Raw genomic sequence first — 21690 nt, 5'->3', positions numbered from 1 at the left:
GCCCCCGAGGGCCGGGGGCGGCTCCGCTCATGGTGGGGCTTATGCCCAGGGCTGGCTGACGATCCAGCTGACGTCGTCGTTCCACGAGGTGGCGCTGTCGAAGGCGTTCGAGCCGCCGTTGCTCGCGATGTAGACGGTGTTGTTGTAGTGGCGGATGAACCGGGCCGGGAAGTTGTAGGAGGCGAACGACGTGCCCTGGCCGTTCTTCCCCGCCTGTGGGCAGAAGGTGGCATCCGCGGCGAACAGCGAGCTGCCGTCGTCGCGCTGCCGGTAGAGCTGGTAGTTCTGGTGGCGCAGGTAGTCGCCCGGGTAGTTCCTCGACTCGAACGACACGCACGAGCTGTTGGCCAGGCCGCTGCGCACGATCCAGGTGGCGTCGTTCTTGTCCAGGGTGGAGCTGGACGAGGTGATCACCGACGTGACGGCGTTGTCGTTCTGGTGCCGGATGTAGCGGTCGGTGTAGCCGGACGTCGTCGCGCGCAGCGAGATCGCCGAGCCGGGGGTGAGCGTGCCGTTCTGGACGCCGCCTGTCGACGTGGCGTATCCGGCGGCGACGATGTTGGCCTGCACGGCGTTCTCCGTGGCGTCGGACGGGTAGCCGGAGGTCATCACGCCCTCGTAGAAGGTGCCCCTGGCGCCGACGCTGTTGTCGCCGCCGATGCCGAGGATGATGGCGCCTTCCTTCTTCATCGGGTTGTAGCCCGCGACGTTGGGCCGGACCCCGTTGTAGAAGGTCGACAGGCTGCCCGACTGGGCGTTGCCGCCGCGGATGGCCCAGTGGTTCGGCTCGCCCTTGACGATGGCGGTCAGGAACCGGTGGCTGATGCTCGGGTCGCCCGCGTTGTATCGCTGGTTGACACCGGAGAACAGGCCGTTCTCCAGGTCGGCCATGATCCAGGGGCCGTTGCCGGCGCCGTAGCCCCAGACCTTGTTGTTGCCGAAGTAGATGGCCTCCATGGTGCCGTTGCCGTTGTCGCGGCTGTTGGTCTCGGCGTTGCCGTAGTCGAAGCAGCAGCCGCCGTTGTAGTGGGTGCCGTCGAAGATGGCGTACATGCCCTCCGGCTGGTCGCCCTTGGCGACGCCGTTGGTGGCGTTGTTGCGGTAGCCGGTGCCGGGGGCCACGTAGACGCCGTACGCCTTGTGGCCGCCGACCGTGATCGGCGCCGCGGTCGCGACCGCGAGGTTGTCGTAGCCGCCCGCGGCGGGACCGGAGAACCCGCCGGGAGGCGCCTGGGTGAGGCGATTGTTCCGGCCGGACTGGTCGTAGATGATCGTGATCAGGCAGGTGGTGCCGGAGCAGAAGGAGTCCTGTGCGGCGGCGTTGGCGACTCCGCCCGCGCTCAGCACGCCGATGTCGCGGGTGGTGTTGTCAGAGGAGCGGCGCACCTGGTAGAGCGCCCCGTTGTAGTTGCCATAGAGAGCGCGGGTGGTGCTGTGCGCCGCCACACACGGCGTGCCGCCCGCGGCGTAGATGTCACACGGCCCCTGCGTGGCGGCCTCCGACGGTGCGGAGATGCCGGCCAGCACTCCGGTGGCGAGCGTGATCGCCGCGCCCGCGGACAGCGCCGCCCTCTTCAGATGCCGTAATCGGGAAATCATGATGGCTTTCGTGCCTTCCTGGTGGGGGGTGTCTCTGACCGATGTTTTGTTAGCGCTAACAATCACGACTGTGAGCCGCCGCCGTCTCACAGTCGTGCACGGGGATCGGTGCGCTCAGTTTTGGCGTCTGACCCATCTCCGTCAAGGCCCGAATTCGCTGAGGGGGCGCTCGCGTGCGCCGTCCGGGTCTCGTCCCGGGTTGACCTCGCGGACGAGCGACTGCGACCCTGCGAGGTGATCAGCGTTGCGTTACCGCTGGTCATGCCATTGGAGGCGATACTCGCTCGCCCGCCGTGACGTACGCGTCCGGCCGGTCCCGCGAGCGGAGGACGGGAAATCGTGAAAGTTTCACGACCGGCGCACTGCGCCGCCGCTCGACCTGTTTCCGGTCTTGACGGGCGCGCCGGAATCGCTCACAGTGACGGCAGATGCCTGCCGTACCCGCCGCCCGCAGGCGCCTCGTCACGTCCTCTCCGACCCGAATCGCAGGTCGAAAATGTTATAGATAACATTCCGTGCCGGGTGTGGCGTTTCGAAAAGAGGACCTGGCACCTGTCGTCATTCGGGGTGCTCACGGTCGCCCCGCCTCCTCGCGGGTGCCGACGCCGGCGAGCCACCGGCGGGCCTCGCCCGCGGTGCGCAGCCGTACGACGGTGAGATGCGGATGCCGGCCGACGCGCTCCAGCGTCGTCGTCCGCCTCCGTGCGTGCTGGGACCATGCCCAGCGGATGGGGTGCCCGGGGTCGACCCAGTCCCGCACCCTCTCCCGGTTGCCGTTCCACAGCTCCTTCCCGACCACGGCGCAGGCGAGCGAGCGGCGTACGACCCGGTGCATTACGGTGCGGCGGGGGAGGTCGAGCCAGATGACGGTGTCGGCCCGTTCCCACAGCAGGTCGTGCAGGAACCCGTGGTACTGATCCTCCGTCACCCACCGAGGCTCGGACGAGAAGTGGTCGACGTCGGACTCGAACTCCGGCCGCTTCGTCCAGCCCGGCCCGTGGTGCAACGCGTCGAGCTCGTGACGGGGGAGCCCGAGCCGCTGCTCCAGGGCCCTGGCCATCGTCGTCTTCCCCGCCCCGGAGATCCCCGCGATCAGCACTCTGTCCACACGGACATTCCACCAGCGATTTCCGATCGGTCGGCCACGGATCAGCTCCTCTGAAGCAGGAGCTCAGCCGTGTCGATCAAGGCTGCGTGTTCGCTCATGCTCATGACCGGCAGGCCGGCGCGGGGAGACTGGTCGCTCAGCTCTTCCCGGTTGCCCACCCACACGTTCGGGTTCGCGACGACCTCGGCGAGGTGGCCGGAGCCCGCCAGGACCTCATCCGCACGCTGGGGCAACAGCCAGGCGTACCGGACGCGGCGGCGGAAAAGGAGACAACGGGCTTTCCCTGTGCGCTACAACCGACGCAGTGCCTGCATGGCGTCCTTCTCGATGCGTGAAAGATCGTGGAGGATGACGCCGGCGTGCCCGAGGTACCCCGCGTCGCCACTCTCTCCCGCCTTCGCGATCAGGGTGGACACGTGCGTCCACAGGACGGCGGCCTCCGCGTACAACCGGTGACCGGTACGGAGGTTGCCGTCGTCGATCAGCCGGGTGCACTCGTCGAGGAAGTCGCGATAGAGGGCGCGGAACAGGGCGCCGCCGGTGCCGCCCTTCTCCATGAGGAGGGCGGCCTGCGGCAGGTCCTGCTGCGGCTCGCCGGCCCGCATCAGCCACCTGGGCACCTGTTTTCCGGCTTTCTCGATGCCGCGGTGGCCCAGGTTCGCGATGGGAGGGGAGAGGAAGGCGTCGGCGCAGTCCTTGATGGCGGGGATGATCTGGTCCTGCCAGGAGAGCGGGTGAGCCGGCAGGGTGATGGTGAAGGAGCGGTTCCTGGCGGTCATCGGGCCGCGTTCCGCTCGTGCCGCGGCGAGGCCGGCCCGGCTGGTGCGCACCGCTCCTCCCTGCTGGTCGGTGTCCACGAGGTAGACGTCGTGCTCGTCGTAGCCGTACATGGCGACGACATGACCGCCGAAGTGCACCTTCGTGCGGAAATAGTCCAGGTGGTAGCAGTCGAGCTGGAGGCCCACCGGCCGACCGGCGTCGATGGGGGCGGCCACGTTCTCCCACGCCTTGCGCGGTGAGGTGGTCTCCTCGTCCGTCAACGTCAGCCCCAGCCGGGCGGCCAGGTTCCTGGTGAGGTCGAAGGGCTTGACGCGGCCTCCGAGAAAGGGGAACGCCATGCCCTTGCTGTCCCAATAGATGAAGGACAGGCCCGAGCCCAGCCCGAACAGCATGGGCTCGGACAGGTCGAGTCCCTCATGCCGCAACAGCACCCCCAGCGCCGTGGTCTCGCAGTGCTGCATGCCACGGGTCTCGATGCCCTTCACGATGGCCATGGGTCGCTCTCCTCATGCTGGCGCGGCGAACGGTCAGATCAACCGCTGGAAGCAGCATGAAGCCTCCCACGGTGGGAGAGTCCAGCGCCGGGGCGGTGGCCGTCCCGGAGGACCTCGCGCGATGTTTGCCCGGCACGGGACGCTACCGGCGATTCAGTACGCACGCCTTCCGTGGGGGAGCGGGGGTGGTACGCCCCGGGATGAAACTGAAACTTTCAAGGACTTCGATCCGGATTCCGGATGACTTAGCGGGACTTGCACTGGCCTAATGGTGGACGTTGTCCAGCGATAACGCATATATCCGCCAGCATAAGGCTCCGGCGGCATTGCGGGAATCATTGACAACTGGACAAGTCCGATCCGATACTTTCGTCAATATTCCGATAGTTTTCGGAAGTGTGCGGCGTTGACGTCCGGTGGCCGCGACCCGCCTACTGACGGCCCCGCCGACTCGTCGTACGCCGCCTGGCCCCCGCCTGCCTTCATGAGGAGGAAGCGCGCATGATCGACGCCCCCGCTCACTGGAAAGGCCGCAGACGCGGCCGCGTCCGGCTGCTGGTCGGCCGGGCCTGCGCCGTGGTGCTGGCCGCGGCCGTGGCGATGCTGCCCGGTGTCGCCCACGCGGCCGTGACCACGAACCAGACGGGCACCAACAACGGCTACTTCTACTCGTTCTGGACCGACAGCCAGGGAACGGTCTCCATGGAGCTGGGGTCCGGCGGCAACTACAGCACCTCATGGCGCAACACCGGCAACTTCGTCGCCGGCAAGGGCTGGAGCACCGGCGGGCGCAGGACCGTGACCTACTCGGGCAGCTTCAACCCGTCCGGCAACGCGTACCTGGCTCTCTACGGGTGGACCAGAAACCCGCTCGTGGAGTACTACGTCGTCGACAACTGGGGCACCTACCGGCCCACGGGGACCTACAAGGGCACCGTCACCACCGACGGCGGCACCTACGACATCTACCAGACGACCCGCTACAACGCGCCCTCCATCGAGGGCAACAAGACGTTCAACCAGTACTGGAGCGTCCGGCAGCAGAAGAGGACCGGCGGAAGCATCACCACCGGCAACCACTTCGACGCGTGGGCCCGCTACGGCATGAACCTGGGCAGCCACGACTACCAGATCCTCGCCACCGAGGGATACCAGAGCAGCGGAAACTCCAACATCACCATAGGCGGCTCTGCCCCCACCGGCAGCTCCAGCCCGCCCCCGACCGGCGGCGGCTGCACCGCGACGCTGTCCGCCGGCCAGCAGTGGAGTGACCGTTACAACCTCAACGTCTCGGTCAGCGGCTCGAACAACTGGACCGTGACGATGAATGTGCCGTCCCCAGCGAAGATCCTCTCTACCTGGAACATCACCGCCAGCTATCCCAGCTCTCAGGTGCTGACCGCCAAGCCCAACGGCAGCGGCAACAACTGGGGTGTGACGATCCAGCACAACGGCAACTGGACCTGGCCGACGGTCTCCTGCAGCGCGAGCTGACCCCGCACCCGCGTCACACCACACTCGCACCACTGCGCCCACACCCGCGGCGCGGCGGCCGATAGCAGGGCGGCCGATGGCCGCCCTGCTATCGGCGTTGACCACCTCCGTCGCTCCAACCGGCACACTTTGCCGGGAGCGAACTTCACGTCCGTCAGAACCTCGGCATTCCGTCAGCGCGCTGTCAGGATCTTTCAGCATGAGGTCTGACGTGTGCACCTTCACCTGCCACAACGGCCTTCAGCCTGGCGCCAGACTTCAACCAGGTTGATTGCGCCGTATGGCGTCCAGCCTCCTGCCGGAGACAGGACTGATCTTGAGGCGCCGCAGCGCTTTTCACCAGAACCTATACCTCGCCTATACCGGCCTGTCCGATGCTCTGCCTAAGCCGTCCCCCGGCTTCATGCCAACGAAAGGAGTGGAAATGCTTCGCAGACGTGTGGCGGTCGTGGTGACCGCTGTCCTGCTCTGCTGCGTGGTGCCGGCAATACGGGCATCTGCCGACGAGGTGTGGAACGGTTCCTGGTACACCGTCCCGTCGGGACAGTCGCAGACGTTGTACAACCTGAACGGGCGTCCGGAGATCTTCCGGGTCGGCACGGCGACCACGTACTACACCAACCCCGGCGCACTCTGGCACCGGTGGCAGAACGCCGACGAATCCTGGTCCTCGTCGCAGAGCCTCGGCGGAGTGATCTACGACAGCTGGTGCGGCAACAGGAACAAGGACGGCCGGCTGGAGATCTTCGTCAAGGCCGCCGGCGGGGATGTCAACCACAATTGGCAGACGACGCCGGCTGGTGACTGGAGCGGCTGGCACAGCCTCGGTGGCCTCATCGCTTCCGGCCAGGGCGTTTGGTGTGCCACGGACGGCAAAGGGAACTTGGGAATCGCCGTCTACGGTCCCGACAACATGTGGCACTACAAGTGGCAGATAACCCCCGGGGGCAGTTGGACGGGTTGGCTGTAGTCCCGTCTCGTTGCACATCTCGACGCTGGCGTTCGTCCCCTCGATGATGTGAACGCTGTTGGCGAGCGAGTTGCGGTACCGGCCCCGCCCAAGGAGGGCGGGGCTGTTCTCTGCGTTCCCCGTCAGTAGGCGCCCGGGGTGATGCAGTTGCAGTGGTTGCCGACGCGCTGGTAGTAACTCGCCGCAGCCGTGGTGGCGGAGGCGTGGGCCGGAACGACCAGCGCGGCGGGGGCGACAAGAGCGGACGCGACAAGCGCGCCTGCGGCAAGGAGGCGATCGGGCCGAACAGCTTGACCTCAGCCATCCCACCACCGGTCGGGGTTCAGTTGGGCGGGGACGAAAAAATAGCCACCACCTGTCGTGAGCGTGTACCGGCCCAGAGCCTCGCCCGCCAAGCGTTGCTGGACGGCTTCGAACCCACGCGCCAGGTCGGCCTGATAGCAGACGAACAACAGTCCCTCGTCCAGATTGCCGAAGCCGTCCCTGCCCCGACTATAGGAGAAACTGCGGCGAAGCATGCGAGGCGGTTCGATTCCCGGCAGACGGGGATTCGCTCGGCGAACGTGGGAGTCCAGTGGAGTGATTGATCCATCGTCGTCTCCGGTGAACGGCGTATTGGCGAACGGGGCAGCCCCGTCCAAGCGCGTTCCGTCACGTCGCCGGCCGATGACCTTTTCCTGCACGTTCACGGGGTCGGCGTCCCATAGCGCGTGGGCTAGTCGGATGAGCCGGACCACCTGGTAGGTGCCGGCGCGTGCCCAGACCGGCTCTTGTGCCGTATCGGGGACCTGGATCATCTCTCGCAACGCCCGCTGGCTGTCTTGACGATCTGGATTACCGTAGCCTTCTGTGAACCCGAAGAGATTGCGGGTGAGCGCCCGGCCGTTCTCCTCTCGGTTGTCCCTTCTGAAGCCGTGCACCGACCATCGGATTTGGTGGTGGGGAATCCGGCTCAGCAGGTCCTGAGTTGCGCTCTGCGCCTCTTCCGTCGTCGCCGCGCAGATTTGAATCAGCACATCTGCGTGCGTGAAATCGGGATCGAGTAGGTCCCCCGGGAATGACGGCATCTGTCTCAACTGCCGGGGACGTTGAAAAGGCACCCCCTTATCGAATAGCGATGCCCCGAGCCCGATGGTGATCTCGACAGAGGCGGGCAACATCAGCATCGAGGCCCTGAGTTCGCGGAAGAACGACGTGGCCTCACCGATGTCGATGGCGGTGAATTCCGCGTACGTGGGCGGCGGTGACATGAGCATGATCGGCTGAGGAACCTGCGGGCTATACCCACCGCTACCGCTCATGAGTAGAGCGCCGCCCACCACCGTCCCCGCCGTCGTCAACGCCTTCCGCCGGGACAGCGGCCCATTGAAGATTTCGGGCATCAGTGAACGGCGATTCCGGCGCCCCCTATCCTGCCGTGCATAAAAATCGCCTGGTAGATCGCTCATGAATGTAATTCTTGATCACGCGTCCCTCGAAAGGATGGGTTTCCTAATCAGCTCTTGCTGGAAGTTGTGCCTTATGTCATGATCCCTCCTGTCGACAGCGATCTTCAAGCGAATTGAACAATGTGTCAAGAGGTGCGGGGCGACCGGCCCTCGAAGATTCTGCGGACGGACGGGGCATGCGCATACGGGGACGTTTCACGGTCGTTGCCGCTCTGCTCAGCCTGAGCATGGCGTTGCCGTCGATTCCGAGCCACTCGGCCTCAGGATCAGATTCAGCGCGATCTCCGGCCCATGTCGATTCTGGAAACGCCGCCGTCCCGAAATCTCCCACCGCTGGACCACATCCCGTGAAAGTGGGCTTCGCAGGAGCCGCAGATGTCGCCGCGGGGCCAGAACCCGGTCCGGCCGTTTACGCCTACGACGCCGCCGGACGTCTGGTCGGGGTAACCCAACCTTCAGGGGACACGGCCCGCTACCGTTACGACCCCACCGGGAACCTGCTCGGCGTCGACCGCTTCCCGTCCACCGACCTGTCGGTGCTGAGTGTGGTCCCCACCTCCGGCCGGCCGGGGGCGACCGTCACCATCAACGGCACCGGCTTCTCCGCCACCGAATCGGCGAATCAGGTGACCTTCAACGGCACGACGGCAACGGTCGTCGGGGCGACCCCCACCTCGCTCCAAGTGGAGGTGCCGGCCGCGGTGACGGCAGGCCCTGTACGCGTGCAGGTCGGCGGCACCACGGTCACCGGGGAGACATTCACCGTCGCCGCGGCGCCACCGGCCGTCACCGCGGTCTCGCCCACGGCCGGGCCCCCGTCCACCACCGTGACACTGACCGGCTCGGGCTTCGACCCGGTGCTCGCCAACAACGTGGTGGACGTCAACGGCACCCTCGCCGAGGTGACGGCGGTCACCGCGACCAGCCTGCAGTTCGTGGTTCCCCTCGGAGCGACCACCGGCGACATCCTCGTGACCACTCCCGCGGGCGGTACGCAGGTGCCCGGCCGGTTCTCGGTGCCCTACCCGGGCGTCGACGCGGCCCTCATCGAGAGTGTCACCCCGATGACGGTCGGCGGCCCCCCCCAGGCGGTCAGCGTCGGCACCGCGGGCAAGGCCGCGCTGGTGGTGTTCCGAGCCCCCGACGACGGCCAGGTCGGCATCGGGCTGACGGCCTCGACCTTCAGCAGCTCGATCACGGCTCAGGTGGTCGGCCCCAAGGGCAAGGTGGTCGCCGAGCTGTCCGGCATTCCGGCTCGCGATCTGGAGCTGACCCGTCTGGCGGCTGGCGCCACCTATCAGTTGCTGCTCGATCCCAACGTCGCGACGGACACCGGGCAGGTTCATGTGACCCTGAGCGCTCCGGCTGGCGGGCAGCTCGCCGTGAACGGCTCGCCGTCGGTCGCCGCGATGTCCAGGCCCGGTCAGGACGGACTGTTCACCTTCACGGGCCAGGAGGGCGACGATTTAAGCCTGGGCTTCACAGCCAACACGCTGACCAGCTACGCCTTCGTCGACATCCTGGCCCCCGACCTGTCGGTTCTGGTCGGCGACTATCAGGTCACCAGCGGTGGGGTCGCCGACATCGACCTTCCGGTGCTTGACGCGTCCGGCACGTACGTAGTCCGCATCGACCCCAACCAGGCGTCAACCGGCAACGTCACCCTCACGTTGTCGGCCGCGCAGACCGCCGTCCTGACTCCCACGGGCGCCGCGACCCAGATCGCCATCACCCGTCCCGGTCAGGACGCGGTAGTGACCTTCAGCGGCACCGAGGGCGAGATGGCCAACATCGGCCTCACCTCCAACACGCTCAACCAGGACACCAACTTCACCGTCAAGGACCCCTCGGGGAAGGTCCTGGTGGACTGGACTCTCCTGAAGATCTACTCTGCCTCCGACATCGACCTCACGCGGCTGCCCGCGACCGGCACTTACACCGTGCGGCTCGACCCCGCGTCGGCCGGCACCGGCGGGGTGCGGCTGACGCTCTCCCCTCCCGCCACCGCCGGGCCGCTCACGGTGAACGGTTCCGCGCTCACCGCGTCGATCACCCGCCCCGGCCAGGACGCCGTCTTCACCTTCACCGGGACGGCCGGCACGAAGGTCAACCTCGGGCTGAGCACCACGCTGACCAAGAACGCCTACATCTACATCAGCAGACCGGACGGCTCGCTCCTGGTGGATGGGCGGCTCCTGGTGGCCTACAGCAAGGGGAACGTCGACCTGACGCTGCCGGCCGACGGCACCTACCGGCTTCGGCTCGACATCGTCGACGCCGGGACGGGCAACGTCACCGCGACGCTCTCCACTCCTGTTGCCGCCGGCGAGGTCACCACGACGGGACCCGCGAAGACGGTGACGATCAGCCGTCTCGGCCAGAACGCCGTCCTGACCTTCACCGGGACGGCAGGGCAGGCGGTGAACTTCGGGTTCACCGCCAACACGTTCACCGACCAGATCTACCTCGATTTCGTGGCGCCCGACGGGACGGTCGTGGTCAACGACCGGAGCGTCGCGGCGTACTCGAAGAGCGATCTGGACCTGCTGTCGCTCCCGGCGTCGGGCACCTACCAGCTCGTCATCGACCCGGCGTACGGGGTGACAGGAAGCATCACCGTGACCGGCTCCCTGTCGGTCCTGCCCGGCGAGCTGGCCGTGAACGGCGCGGCGCTGCCGGCCACGCTCGCCCGGGCGGGGCAGGACGCGATTTACACCTTCAGCGGCACCAGTGGGCAGCTTCTGCGGCTGAACGTGTCCGGCGTGGCGTCGTTCGGCGGAAGCAACGTGTTCGTCACAGTGATCAAACCCGACGGCACCGAGCTGAGCGGGTACGCCACGCTCAGCGCCGACGGGGCGGTCACGGTTCCGGCCCTGCCCGTCTCCGGGTCCTACAAGGTCGTGGTGGACATCGGCAACGCGGCCACGGGAACGGTCACCCTCGCGCTCGCCACCAGGACGGCCGCCGCGCCGGCGGCTCGCACCGCGCCGGCTCCCACTCCCACACCGACTCCCACACCCACGCCCGTGCCGTCCTCCTCGGGGCTCACGCCTCCGTACGTCCAGGCCTTGGCGGGGGAGGCGATGAGCAAGGGCCCGTCATGGCAACCGGACCACGTCAACCTGGGCGGCTTCGACTGGAACATCCGGCGCGGCCCCGCACAGCCGGCGCAGGCGTTGACCGCGGCGTCCGGCCAGACCGCGCTGTCGGGCCAGGTCCGTACGGTGGACGGCCGGGCGCTGCCGCGCGTCGCCGTACGGCTCGGCGAGGCACGCGGGGAGACGGACGCCCAGGGCAGGTTCCTGCTTATCGGAGCGCCCGCGGGGACGGGAACCCTGGTTGTCGACGGTGGCCCGGCGGGCCGTAAGGGCGTCAGGTACGGCCACTACGAGATCAAGGTGGAGGTGGCCGCCGACCGGACCACCGCGTTGCCGTACACCATCTGGATGCAGCAGCTCGATACCGAGCACATGGTGCGTTTCCCCTCGCCGACGACCGCGGAGACCGTGCTGCGCACCCCGAAGATCCCGGGACTGGAGGTGCGTATCCCCGCCGGCTCGGTCATCCGCGACGGCGGCGGCCGGATCGTGACCGAGCTGGGGATCACGCCGATCCCGATCGACCGGCCGCCGTTCCCGCTGCCCGAGCGCGGCATCGTGCCGGTCTACTTCACTGTGCAGCCGGGCGGGACGTACATCTTCCCCGACGGGGCGCAGATCATCTATCCGAACTACACCAAGCTGCCGGCCGGCACGCGGGTGGACTTCTGGAACTACGATCCAGAGCGGCGCGGCTGGTACGTCTACGGCAAGGGCCGGGTGAGCGCCGACGCCCGCCAGGTCGTCCCGGACCCGGGCACCAAGGTGTGGGCGTTCCACGGCGCCATGTTCAACACCGAGTTCATCCCGCCGTGGCTGAAGAAGTGGATGAAGGACTTCACCGACTGGCTCTCGGGCGACCCGGTGGAGCTGTCGTCGGGCCTGATGTCCGACACCCGGACCGACCTCGCCGTCGACGACGTGATGCCGATCGACGTGACCCGTGTCATGTGGCAGGGCGACGTCGAGTCGCGTGAGTTCGGGGCCGGGATCACCTCCCGCTACGGCATGATCCTCCACTCGGAGGACCAGTACACCGAGGTGGACCTCTACATCCCCGGCGGCGGCAAGGTCCACTACGTGCGGACCTCGCCCGGCGTCAGCTTCACCGACGCCGTGTTCGAGGCGCGCGGCACCACCGGGGAGTTCCAGGGCTCGAGGGTGTGGTTCAAGGGGAACGGCAGCTGGGTCGGCGACTGGCGCCTGACCCTCCGGGACGGCACCGAGTACGTCTTCCCGCAGTACTCGCGGCTCAGCGCGATCCGGGACCGGTACGGCAACGAGATCCGGCTCACCCGGGCCGTCAATCCGACCGAGGACCTGACGCAGATCACCTCCCCCAGCGGCAAGTGGATCAAGCTGAGCTACGACGCCCAGCACCGCGTCGTCCAGGCCCGCGACAACATAGGCCGCACAGTCGGATACACCTACAACGCCGCCGGACGCCTGGAGACCGTGACCGACCCCGCGGGCAAGGTGACCCGCTACACCTACGACTCCTCCGGACGCCTCGCCACGGCCAGGGACGGCCGCGGCATCACCTACCTGACCAACGAGTACGACACCGCGGGGCGGGTCCGGCGGCAGACGCTCACCGACGGGCAGGTGTACGACTTCGCCTACACCACCGACGCGAACGGCCAGATCACCGAGACGCGCGTCACCGAACCCGGTGGCAGGGTGCGGCGCGTCACCTTCGCGGACGGCCTGGTGAACACCGACACCACCGCATATGGCACGCCGTTCGCGCGCACCGTCACCTACGAACGCGGCACCGACCAACGGGTGGACGCCGTCGTCGACCCCTTCGGACGGCGCAGGGCCTACCACTACGACGCGCGGGGGAACGTCACCCACACCACCACTCTGGCGGGCACCGCGGACGCCACCGACTCCGCCAAGGTCACCTACACGGGACCGTACGGCCAGCCGACGAAAATCGTCGACGAGCTGGGCAAGACTACGAAGTTCGGCTACGACCAGAACGGCAACCTGGCCTCGGTCACCGACCCGATGGGCCGCTCGGCGACCTACGTACACAACCGCGCCGGACAGCTCACCTCGGTCACCGATCTCACCGGGCAGACCACGACGTTCACCTACCGCCACGGCCAACTGGCCGGCGCCACCGACTCGGCGGGCGCCACCACGACCTTCTTCAGCGACGCCGCGGGGCGCCGGATCGGGGTGACCGCTCCCAACGGTACGACCTCGCGTGTGGTCTACGACTCGCGCAACCAGGTCACCCAGACCATCGACCCGCTCGGCCACACGCTGACCTTCGGCTACGACGACACCGGCAACCTGCGTACGCTCACCGACGCCCGAGGGCACAGCATCACCTGGAACTACGACGACTCCGACCGGGTCATCGGGTTCACCGACCCGCTGGGCCGTTCCTCCTCCACCGCCTACGACGCCGCGGGACGCCCCGCCACCACCGTGAGCCGCAAGGGCACGGTCACTCAGATCGACTACGACACGCTGAGCCGGCCCACCCGCGTCTCCTACGGCGTCAGCGGCACAACTGCGGAGTCGCGCACCACGTTCTCCTACGACGCCTTCGACCGGTTACAGCAGGTCACCGACACCGCGACCACCACCCCGGCCACCTTCGGCTACGACAGCCTCGACCGCACGACCCAGGTGACCACGGCGAACGGCGCGATCGGTTACACCTACGACGTCGCGCACCGGCTCGCTTCCATGACCGCCATCGGTCAAACTCCGGTCACCTATACCTACGACGACGCCGGTGACGTCACCCGCATCGCCCAGGGGGCGCAGCAGACCGACGTCCACCGCGACGGCTTCGGACGCGTCGACCGTCTCGACCTGCCCGGCTCCTGGAGCCAGAACTACACCTACGACACGCGCAACCGGGTCACGGCCGTGACCTACAAACACGGCAGCACCGTCAAAGGCGTGCTGAACCAGGTGTACGGCCCCACAGGCGACCTGGCCGAGGCCACAGGTGACTTCGCCCGGATCACCCTGCCCCAAGCCGTTACCGGCCTGACCTACGACGACGCCAACCGCCTGACCGGCCGAGACGGCCAGAACCTCACCTACGACAACGACGGCAACCTCACCAATGACGGCACCACCACCTACAACTGGAACGCCCGCGGCGAGCTCACCGGCCTGAACCGCACCGGCCTGAGCGCTACCTTCGGCTACGACCCCCTCGGGGACCGGGACCGCCGCACCGTCGCAGGGAACAGTCGCAACTACCTGAACGGTCAGGGCAACCCCGTAACCGAAACCGACGGCAACGGCCCCGGCACGACCCTGCTCTCCGGCGGCATCGACCGCTGGCTCGCCCGTACCTCGCCTGCCGGCACCCGGGTGTACCTGACCGATCCACTCGGCTCCGTCCTAGCGCTCGGCGACGCCTCCGGCCAAATCACCGCGTCCTACGCCTACGACCCGTACGGCAACGCCACCGTCAGCGGCGACCCGGAAGGCAACGCCCTGACCTACACCGGCCGGGAGAACGACGGCACCGGCCTGATGTACTACCGGGCCCGCTACTACAGCCCCACGCTGCAGCGTTTCATCAGCGAGGACCCCATCGGAATCGCCGGCGGCACCAACCTGTACGCCTACGCCGGGAACTCCCCGACGAACTACACCGACCCCTCCGGCAACAACCCTCTGGTCGTCGGTTGCCTGGTTGGAGGCCTCACCGACGGCGCAATCGACTACCTTAGCCAGCGCCTGTCGGGCCGCAAGGTCGACTGGGGACTGAGCGGCGTGGGTGGGGCGGCCCTGAGCGGCTGCCTGCTGGGCGGCCTGTTCGGCGCGTTCGCCAAGCTGCCCAAGTTCGGGCGGTGCCTGCTCAACAGCTTCACCGCCGGCACCTTAGTGGTGATGGCCGACGGCAGCCGCAAGCCGATCTCCGCCGTACGCGTCGGAGACAAGGTGCTGGCCGCCGACCCGGAGACCGGCGAGACCCGCCCCGAAGAGGTCACCGGTCTCATCACGGGGGAAGGCGACAAACAGCTCATCCACATAACCGTCGACACGGACGGCCCAGGCGGAACCGCGACTGGGACGGTCACCGCCACGGACGGGCATCCCTTCTGGGAGCCGGTCCTCGAAAAGTGGCTTACCGCCGACCGGCTGAAGCCTGGCATGTGGCTGCGCACCGGCGCGGGCACCCATGTCCAGGTCACCGCGGTCACAAGGGAGACCGCTCACACACGGGTCTACAACCTGACCGTCGCCCATCTGCACACCTACCATGTGCTGGCGGGCTCTACCCCCATCCTCGTTCACAACAGTGGCTGTGGGCCGGATGGGCTGGCGCGTGTCCACCTGCACCCGCCGGCAGCGCCAGGTGAGGCGGGGCATGCTTCCATCGAAGTGATCCAGTTCGGGGGAGATTCGATGCACACGCATCAACTGGGGACCGTTGGAACGAAGGCATTCTCCCGAACCTGGACTGGCGGGCCCGGAGCCGACGGGATCATCGAGATCCCGCTGCCCAGGGCGGGTGGTGCCCTTGCCGCGCAGGAGGTATACCAGGCGCGAGGAATGCTTGGGCTATATGATCTGGAGCACAAGAGTTGCCTGACTTACTGTGGCGACATTCTTCGGGCTGGCGGGGTTGAAGGAGTTCCTAAAACTACCAGCGGCATTCTGTCGTGGCTGTTCAATACTAACTTCTGAAGGAGGTGATGGAAGTCGACAATTTTCCTGATTGGATGCGGGAGTTTCGTGATCCGCCGCCAAGCTGGACACCACCGGAAGAGCTGACGGTGCCCACGCCGGTGCCGTCGCTGAACCTTGCCCTCTCAATTCTGGCAAGCCCGACTGTCGGGAATGATCTCATCGAGCTGGTCGGTTCGTGGATCTCTGCAATGGCCAGGCTGAACATGTGGTACAAGGATCCCGGTCGGCGCCCACTCCGTGAAGGTGAATATCCACGACTTCTTGTGTTGCCGGGCAACGTCGCCGGCACGATATATGAATTTTGGCAGGCCTACCTGCGCACCCTTGAGAACCCATCTGCGGAATGCGGTGATCGCGAGTACCAGGCCTTGCTTGACGCGGTTCGTGATGGGACGCAGGTCATTCACGCTGCAATGGCATAAGTACGGGTCGGTCGCGCCGAGTATTGGGAGCTCTGGGTCGGCCACCTGGAGGGAGGGACGACTCCTTGGAAGGGGCATCGGCGGAGGGGACACGACGTGCCCCCGCCGCATGCTGATGCGCGCGCACGATGGTGGAATCGGCGCTGACGGTCCAGTCCTTGCCCTCGGCCTCGTCGCACCCCGCACGGAGCCGGTCGAGGATACGGGCCCACGTTCCGTCCAGTAACCAGCGGCGATGCCGGTTGTGGACCGTCTTCCAAGGGCCGTAGCACTCCGGTGCCGCGTGCACCTCGCCCTCGTGGGCGTACACGATGTTCCACACGATCACCAGGCCGAGGCCGGTGCCGCCCCGTCGCGAGAGCGGGCGGCGTCGAGGCGGGTGGAGCGGTCGAAGATCCGCTCCCGGTCCTCCGCACCGATCCCGTCGCCGGCTACGACGAGCTGGGCGTTGTCGGCCGTACGCCGGACGTGGACGAGGACAAGAGTGCCGGCGTGTCGCCGGGCGTTGTCGAGTGGTTCGGAGAGCAGCCGCCGCAGCCGCGCGTCAATTCCCCGCACCATTCATTGGCGCGGTGGGTGCGGTGCTCAGGGCTGCCAGTCGTCCTGGTAGTCGGTGTGCCAGTTGTACGCGAATGCTTCCAGCTTCAGCAGGTGCTCCGCCTGGGCGTGTTCTTCGAGCGCCAGGTAGAGCTCGTTGACGAGCACGGACTCCAGGAAATCCACGCGGTTCCGTTTCGCGGCCAGGTCCTGCTCCACTTTGTGTGAGTCGGGCTTCCCGGCGTCCGCGGCCCGGTACGCGTCGAGATCCTCGGCGATGCGGGCACGCAGGAACGCGATCAACCCCTCGAACACGGCTTCCGCCTGGTGCCTGCGGGCCCTGCGCGCGTCGGTGATGATCTCGCGGTAGCGGGCGGCGAGGGCGGGCTCGTCCGTGCTCGTGAGCTCCAGCCGGGGGAATCGCCGCCGGAGCGTCTCCTCATCGCTCGCCTCTTCACCGTCAGCAGCCAGGGCGTCCCCGAGGAGCTCTGCTGCGAGCAGGGGGCGGTTGCGGACCAGCTCCAGAAGCGTTCCGCGATCGATCGTTGTCATGGCCAGGAGGTTACATGGAGTAATCACATGCACGCCAAGGGTGGCCGACGTGGGCTGAGGTGGTTTCCTTCCCTCCGGTGGAAGCTCTCTTCAACCAAGTGGGTCTTGACGATGCGATCATGGTTTCGCTTGGTTCGTCAACGGGGCCTCTCGGACCACTTCGAGCCTGGTTTGTAGAGGCAACGGCGGGTCTCCTGGAACGACGTACTTCTTATCGGAGTATCCGTAATCTGGGTGTTCGGCGGCTCGGTGCCACTCCTGGCGAGCGCGGCGATACGCCAGCGTGTCCGGTTACCTCGCCCAGGGTCGGCCGCCTCCGCTCCCGTCCTCCCGCACCACCACAGAGAGCATTTGAGTCAGCGCCTTTGCCGCGTCACGAGGTTGTGCGAGATCACCGTCGATATAGGTGCGCTCTTCGCGGTCACATCTCGACTCGGATAAATTGCTGCGAATCGTTTTGCGCCTGGCTTCGCGTTGCCTATAGCCTCGTCGGCCGTGAAACAGACCATGATCGTGCTTGCGGCCGCGACGGCGGTCGCGCTTGTCCCGGCCACCTCCGCCGCCGCCCGCCCCGTGAAGGACAAGACCCTCACAGAGAACGCCCTGTACGAGGCCGGAGCGCTGCCCACCAGCGCGTGCCCGGAAAAGCCCATCAAGAAGCTCGACCCGAAATCGGCGAGAAGCTACCTCAACGGCGTCCTCACCTGCCTCAACCGGACCTGGGCCGGGGAATTCAAGGCGGCGGGCCTGAAGTGGTCCACGCCCAGGGTCGTGTACGCCACCAAGGCACCGGCGAGATTCTGCGGTGCGAAGTGGAAGGACTGGGGCACCTATTACTGTGAAGCCACCCGCACCATGGAGATCGTCCTGAACAAGGACTTCCTGGAGGACCCCGACGACCTTTTCCTGTTCTTCCTGATGGCCTCGCTGTACGGCGAGCACGTGCAGAACCTCACCGGCATGCACCGCGCCGTGAACAAGCTTCCCTACGGCAGCAAGGCGGAGTACGCCGAGCAGAACCGGCGGTATTACCTGCAGAACATCTGCCTCGCGAGCACCTTCGTCGCGAGCGTCTGGAAGTCCCTTCGCCGTGGCCGGGAGGACTGGGACGACATGCTTTTCTACATGCGTGACTGGGCGGGCAAGAACACCGGAAGCAGGAAGTCGCTCACCTACTGGGCCGGTCAGGGCTTCGCGACCGGAGACCCCGCCTCCTGCAACACGTGGACCGTGCCGTCCGCCAAGGTGGCCTGAGGCCCCGGGCATCCCGCGGCGTGGACGCCCTGAGTGACGCCCGAACTGCGACCGGCGACCGGCGCGGGCCTCGCCGGCAGGCGCGGCCGGCCGGGGAGGATCGCCCTCCCCGGCCGGCCGTTCCGTCAGGAGTCACCCGTTCATCGGGAGGTCACCGGCCGGGTCGCCGCGGAGGTGGCGGTGGCCTTCGCGTACGCCCTCGCCGACACGGTCACCCGTACGGCGATGCGGGCGCCGCGGTCGTGGCCCGTGAGGTGGTAGGTCCGCCCCGTGGCGCCCTTGACCGGGACGCCGTCGCGCAGCCACTGGTAGGTGACCTTCTCGGGCGACGGCGTCCACGTGCCGGGGGACGCCCGCAGGGTACGGCCGACCTTGGGCGTTCCGGTCACGGCCGGTGGCTCGGCCGAGGTGAACGTCCCCGGCGCGACCGGCGCGGTGGCCGCCGACCTGGCCGACGTGGCCGCGAAGTACGGGTCGTCGACGGTCACCTCGACGACCACGGTCCTGCCGAGGTCCGCGACACCCGGCCGGTACGTGGACTCGGTGGCCCCGGAGACGGCCTTGCCGTCCACGAACCACTGGTAGGTGAAGCCCGTCACCTGCCGCGACCAGGTGCCGGGTGAGGCGGTGAGCTCCCCGCCGACCTTGGCGGCCCCGCTGATCACCGGCGGTGCGGTGGTGGACACCGGCGACCGCCGCGCGTCGTGGAGGTCCACGTCGGCGGCGCGGACGAAGACCTGGCGGTGGGCGTACCAGAGCTGGTAGTAGCGGTCCTGGCCCTTGAGGTCGGTGCGGTCGCCGGGTGCGGATCCGTCGAAGGTGGTCGCTCGGTAGTAGTCGGTGACGACGTCGTCGTCGCTGACGGCATAAGTCTGGGCGACCGGGATCTTGTATTCCAGCGGTGACAGGGCCTGGACCGGGATGCCGGTGCCGGCGTAGGCGGTCGGCTCGGGGTAGGCGCGGCCGTAGACGGAGGCGGGGGTGGTCGCTCCGGTTTTCACGGTGACGGTCTTGGCTTGGGTGCGGACCACGACGGGCCGGTCGGCGGGGTTGTGCAGCCAGGCCAGGGAGCCGGCCCACCATACGCCGAGCCAGTCGCCCTGGACCTGGGCGACGACGAGTTTGTGGCCGGAGACGACGCGGGCGCTGATGTCGCTCACATAGGTCGTGCCCGCGGTGGAGCCGGGTTTCCAGCCGGGGTCGGCGGCGAGCGGCGCGGTCTCGGACGGCGACTGGTAGAGCGGCAGGAAGTTGGTGCCGGCCCCGGGGACGCAGTCGGGGGAGTGCGGGGAGGCGGCGGCGCAGCCGGTCAGCGGCTGCGGGTTGTCCTGGTAACCGGTGCGCACCTCCACGACATCGCCCGGCGCGACGTCGGTGGTGGCCGCCCGTTCGCCGCCGATGGGGGCGCCGAGCAGTGTGAAGTAGTGGTCCCAGTCCCAGTAGGGGCCGGGGTCCCAGTGCATGCTCGTGGTGGCGCCGAGGACGGTTCCGGGGACTTGGTCGTGGCCGATGACGTGCGCCCGGTCGAGGGGGATGCCGTACTTCTGCGCGAGGTGTTTCACCAGGGCGGCCGATGTCTGGTACATGGACTCGGTGAACCAGGTGGCGGTTCCGGCGAAGCCTTCGTGTTCGATGCCGATGGCGTGCATGTTGACGTACCAGTTGCCGGCGTGCCAGCCGACGTCCTTGGGGTCGAGGTGCTGGGCGATGTGGCCGTCGGCGGAGCGGATGGTGTAGTTCCAGGCGAGATAGGTCGGATCCTGAGCCGACCGCACCGAGGGTTCGTAGTAGCCCTCGGTGTCGTGGATGACGATGTAGTCGAGCTTCGGCCCGCCCGGCCCGGTCCGGTCGGCGATGTCGTGGTTGCCGTAGCGTGTGGTGTTGTCCGGGTCGGCCGGGACGCGCTTGGCGTACGGCGCCTCCAGCCACTCGCAGTCGAGGCCGGACGGGCAGTCGACGCCCGCGCCGGCGGCGAGCCGCGCGGGCGGCAGGGCGATCGAGTCGTCGGCGGAGAGGGTCACCGTCTGGCCGTCGGTGGTGACGCGGCTCTCGCCGGTGCGCAGGGTCTGGTAGACCTGCCGGACGAAGTCGTTCTTCGCGCCGAACCGGGCCACGGCCTCCCGCCAGGAGCCCAGGCCGTCGCCGCCGTGATGGTAGGACGCCAGCAGTGCCGCACCGCCGCAGATGTTGGCGTTCGGCTCCCGGCGCAACGCCTCGGCCGTCAGGCCGGTCAGCTCGGCCGCCGCCGAGATCTGGCTCTTGGCGCCGGTCGCTCGTCCCTTGTCCGCGCCGTCCCAGGCCTCGGGCGCCCGGTCGCCGAGGTCGAACACGCCGTAGCCGCCGTCGGAGCTCGGCCTGCCCTGGTGGTCGTCCCACCGCGACAGCATGTATGCCACGGCCTTCAGCAGCGATTCGGGCACGCCCGTCGCCTTGGCCGCCTCGCCGAAGGCCGCCTCACGCGTCGGCGCCGACAGCGTCGCCGTGCAGGAGACCCGCGGCCCTGCCGTGGAGGTGGAGGCCAGGACGGCCGGCGCCGCGGGGAACAGCGAAGCCGCCGCGGCGACCGCGACGGCGATGCCGCGATGTGGAGTTCTCAACGTTGTGCGACCCCTTCTCGAATGCCTGTGGGGGGATCAGGCCGGGGCAATCACACCGCCGCGCGCGGGCGTACGCCAGAGCGCCACGCAAATCTCGTCGAGATCGTAACTTTTCGCCAGACATATTGAGTCAGATGAAAATCCTCGCCGAAACGTGGCCCGGGTCGGGATAGGCGGTGACCTCGACGAGCTGCCGCTGCTGGTGGGTGCCGTCGAGGTCGGCGTACCGCGAGATACGGCCACCGTCGGAGGTGGGCGATTCCCAGACTTTGAGGGCATTGCCGCTGTCGCGGTTGACCGGCAGGTACGACGCGCCCGTGTCGACGGTGACCGCAGGGGCCGGGCCCGTCTCGACGACGTCGCAGGTGCCCCGTCCTCGGCCCTGCCCCGTCGCCTGTCCGGTTCGAACCCGCGGCCCGCGACGCGTGCGTCACCACCGGGGACGGGGCCGGCAGGGAAAAGATCAGTGCCTGATGTTATCGGTATCACCTGATCAGGTCAACATCGGAGGCGGGCGGAACCGGGTGGGTGTGAAGGTTTCACGCCTTCCGGGCTCTTTCACGTGCGGTAACGGTGGCGAGGCCGAGGGCGGTCTTGACAGGGGGAGAGGGACGCCCTAAACGATTGTGTTACCGATAACGCACAGGCCTCATTTCCCGG

Annotated in this window: 13 protein-coding genes and 1 pseudogene; 5 read left to right on the top strand and 9 right to left on the bottom strand. The window is 67.7% G+C overall.

Annotation, left to right across the window (positions count from 1 at the left end):
• Positions 1-39: 39 nt before the first annotated feature.
• From ABZ857_RS08745 to ABZ857_RS08730, 4 genes are all read right to left on the bottom strand, one after another.
• A complete protein-coding gene (locus tag ABZ857_RS08745) occupies positions 40-1599 on the bottom strand; it encodes an alpha-L-arabinofuranosidase B (RefSeq protein ID WP_357039771.1) in 1560 nt (519 codons plus the stop codon).
• Positions 1600-2170: 571 nt separating this feature from the next.
• A complete protein-coding gene (locus ABZ857_RS08740) occupies positions 2171-2707 on the bottom strand; it encodes a hypothetical protein (protein ID WP_357039768.1) in 537 nt (178 codons plus the stop codon).
• Positions 2708-2748: 41 nt separating this feature from the next.
• Positions 2749-2940, bottom strand: coding sequence for a hypothetical protein (locus ABZ857_RS08735; RefSeq protein ID WP_357039765.1), 192 nt, complete (start codon positions 2938-2940; stop codon positions 2749-2751).
• Between the two features lie 57 nt (positions 2941-2997).
• Entirely contained in the window at positions 2998-3981 is a 984-nt protein-coding gene (locus ABZ857_RS08730; protein WP_357039762.1) for a BtrH N-terminal domain-containing protein, read from the bottom strand.
• 501 nt (positions 3982-4482) lie between these two features.
• On the opposite strand from ABZ857_RS08730, the gene ABZ857_RS08725 reads away from it, so the two are divergent.
• Together ABZ857_RS08725 and ABZ857_RS08720 are read left to right on the top strand one after the other, a co-directional pair.
• Complete coding sequence (locus ABZ857_RS08725) at positions 4483-5475, top strand: glycoside hydrolase family 11 protein (RefSeq protein WP_357039760.1); 993 nt, start codon at positions 4483-4485, stop codon at positions 5473-5475.
• Positions 5476-5899: 424 nt separating this feature from the next.
• Positions 5900-6445: a hypothetical protein gene (locus ABZ857_RS08720; protein ID WP_357039757.1), complete on the top strand. Its 546-nt coding sequence runs from the start codon at positions 5900-5902 to the stop codon at positions 6443-6445.
• Between the two features lie 296 nt (positions 6446-6741).
• Here the strand turns inward: ABZ857_RS08720 and ABZ857_RS08715 are convergent, their stop codons facing one another.
• Positions 6742-7827 (bottom strand): Dyp-type peroxidase, encoded by a 1086-nt coding sequence (locus ABZ857_RS08715; protein ID WP_357039754.1) that lies wholly within the window; start codon positions 7825-7827, stop codon positions 6742-6744.
• Between the two features lie 419 nt (positions 7828-8246).
• Between ABZ857_RS08715 and ABZ857_RS08710 the strand changes: the two genes are divergently transcribed.
• Both ABZ857_RS08710 and ABZ857_RS08705 read left to right on the top strand, forming a co-directional pair.
• Complete coding sequence (locus tag ABZ857_RS08710) at positions 8247-15665, top strand: RHS repeat-associated core domain-containing protein (RefSeq protein ID WP_357039751.1); 7419 nt, start codon at positions 8247-8249, stop codon at positions 15663-15665.
• A gap of 8 nt (positions 15666-15673) precedes the next feature.
• Entirely contained in the window at positions 15674-16090 is a 417-nt protein-coding gene (locus ABZ857_RS08705; RefSeq protein WP_357039749.1) for a hypothetical protein, read from the top strand.
• A 91-nt stretch (positions 16091-16181) separates the two neighbouring features.
• Here ABZ857_RS08705 and ABZ857_RS08700 read toward each other — a convergent pair.
• From ABZ857_RS08700 to ABZ857_RS08690, 3 genes and pseudogenes are all read right to left on the bottom strand, one after another.
• Positions 16182-16367 (bottom strand): annotated as a pseudogene (locus ABZ857_RS08700) (IS5/IS1182 family transposase); the annotation flags it as partial.
• A gap of 47 nt (positions 16368-16414) precedes the next feature.
• Entirely contained in the window at positions 16415-16651 is a 237-nt protein-coding gene (locus ABZ857_RS08695; protein WP_357039746.1) for an ATP-binding protein, read from the bottom strand.
• 24 nt (positions 16652-16675) lie between these two features.
• A complete protein-coding gene (locus ABZ857_RS08690) occupies positions 16676-17179 on the bottom strand; it encodes a hypothetical protein (protein WP_357039743.1) in 504 nt (167 codons plus the stop codon).
• Between the two features lie 495 nt (positions 17180-17674).
• Here ABZ857_RS08690 and ABZ857_RS08685 point away from each other — a divergent pair, with 495 nt between their 5' ends.
• Entirely contained in the window at positions 17675-18433 is a 759-nt protein-coding gene (locus ABZ857_RS08685; protein WP_357039740.1) for a neutral zinc metallopeptidase, read from the top strand.
• Between the two features lie 140 nt (positions 18434-18573).
• Here the strand turns inward: ABZ857_RS08685 and ABZ857_RS08680 are convergent, their stop codons facing one another.
• Positions 18574-21030 (bottom strand): N-acetylmuramoyl-L-alanine amidase, encoded by a 2457-nt coding sequence (locus ABZ857_RS08680; RefSeq protein WP_357039737.1) that lies wholly within the window; start codon positions 21028-21030, stop codon positions 18574-18576.
• Positions 21031-21690 lie beyond the last annotated feature (660 nt).

It is taken from the genome of Microbispora sp. NPDC046933, assembly GCF_040644635.1.
Classification (GTDB): domain Bacteria; phylum Actinomycetota; class Actinomycetes; order Streptosporangiales; family Streptosporangiaceae; genus Microbispora.
The sequence above is the reverse complement of the archived record's forward strand: the minus strand, read 5'-3'. Positions and strand labels throughout refer to the sequence as shown.

Bases quoted from the DNA above. Each gene is read 5' to 3' on its own strand.
- ABZ857_RS08690 (WP_357039743.1), bottom strand. From the start codon at position 17,179: ATGACAACGATCGATCGCGGAACGCTTCTGGAGCTGGTCCGCAACCGC.
- ABZ857_RS08730 (WP_357039762.1), bottom strand. From the start codon at position 3,981: ATGGCCATCGTGAAGGGCATCGAGACCCGTGGCATGCAGCACTGCGAG.
- ABZ857_RS08720 (WP_357039757.1), top strand. From the start codon at position 5,900: ATGCTTCGCAGACGTGTGGCGGTCGTGGTGACCGCTGTCCTGCTCTGC.
- ABZ857_RS08695 (WP_357039746.1), bottom strand. From the start codon at position 16,651: ATGGTGCGGGGAATTGACGCGCGGCTGCGGCGGCTGCTCTCCGAACCA.
- ABZ857_RS08715 (WP_357039754.1), bottom strand. From the start codon at position 7,827: ATGCCCGAAATCTTCAATGGGCCGCTGTCCCGGCGGAAGGCGTTGACG.
- ABZ857_RS08725 (WP_357039760.1), top strand. From the start codon at position 4,483: ATGATCGACGCCCCCGCTCACTGGAAAGGCCGCAGACGCGGCCGCGTC.
- ABZ857_RS08745 (WP_357039771.1), bottom strand. From the start codon at position 1,599: ATGATTTCCCGATTACGGCATCTGAAGAGGGCGGCGCTGTCCGCGGGC.
- ABZ857_RS08705 (WP_357039749.1), top strand. From the start codon at position 15,674: ATGGAAGTCGACAATTTTCCTGATTGGATGCGGGAGTTTCGTGATCCG.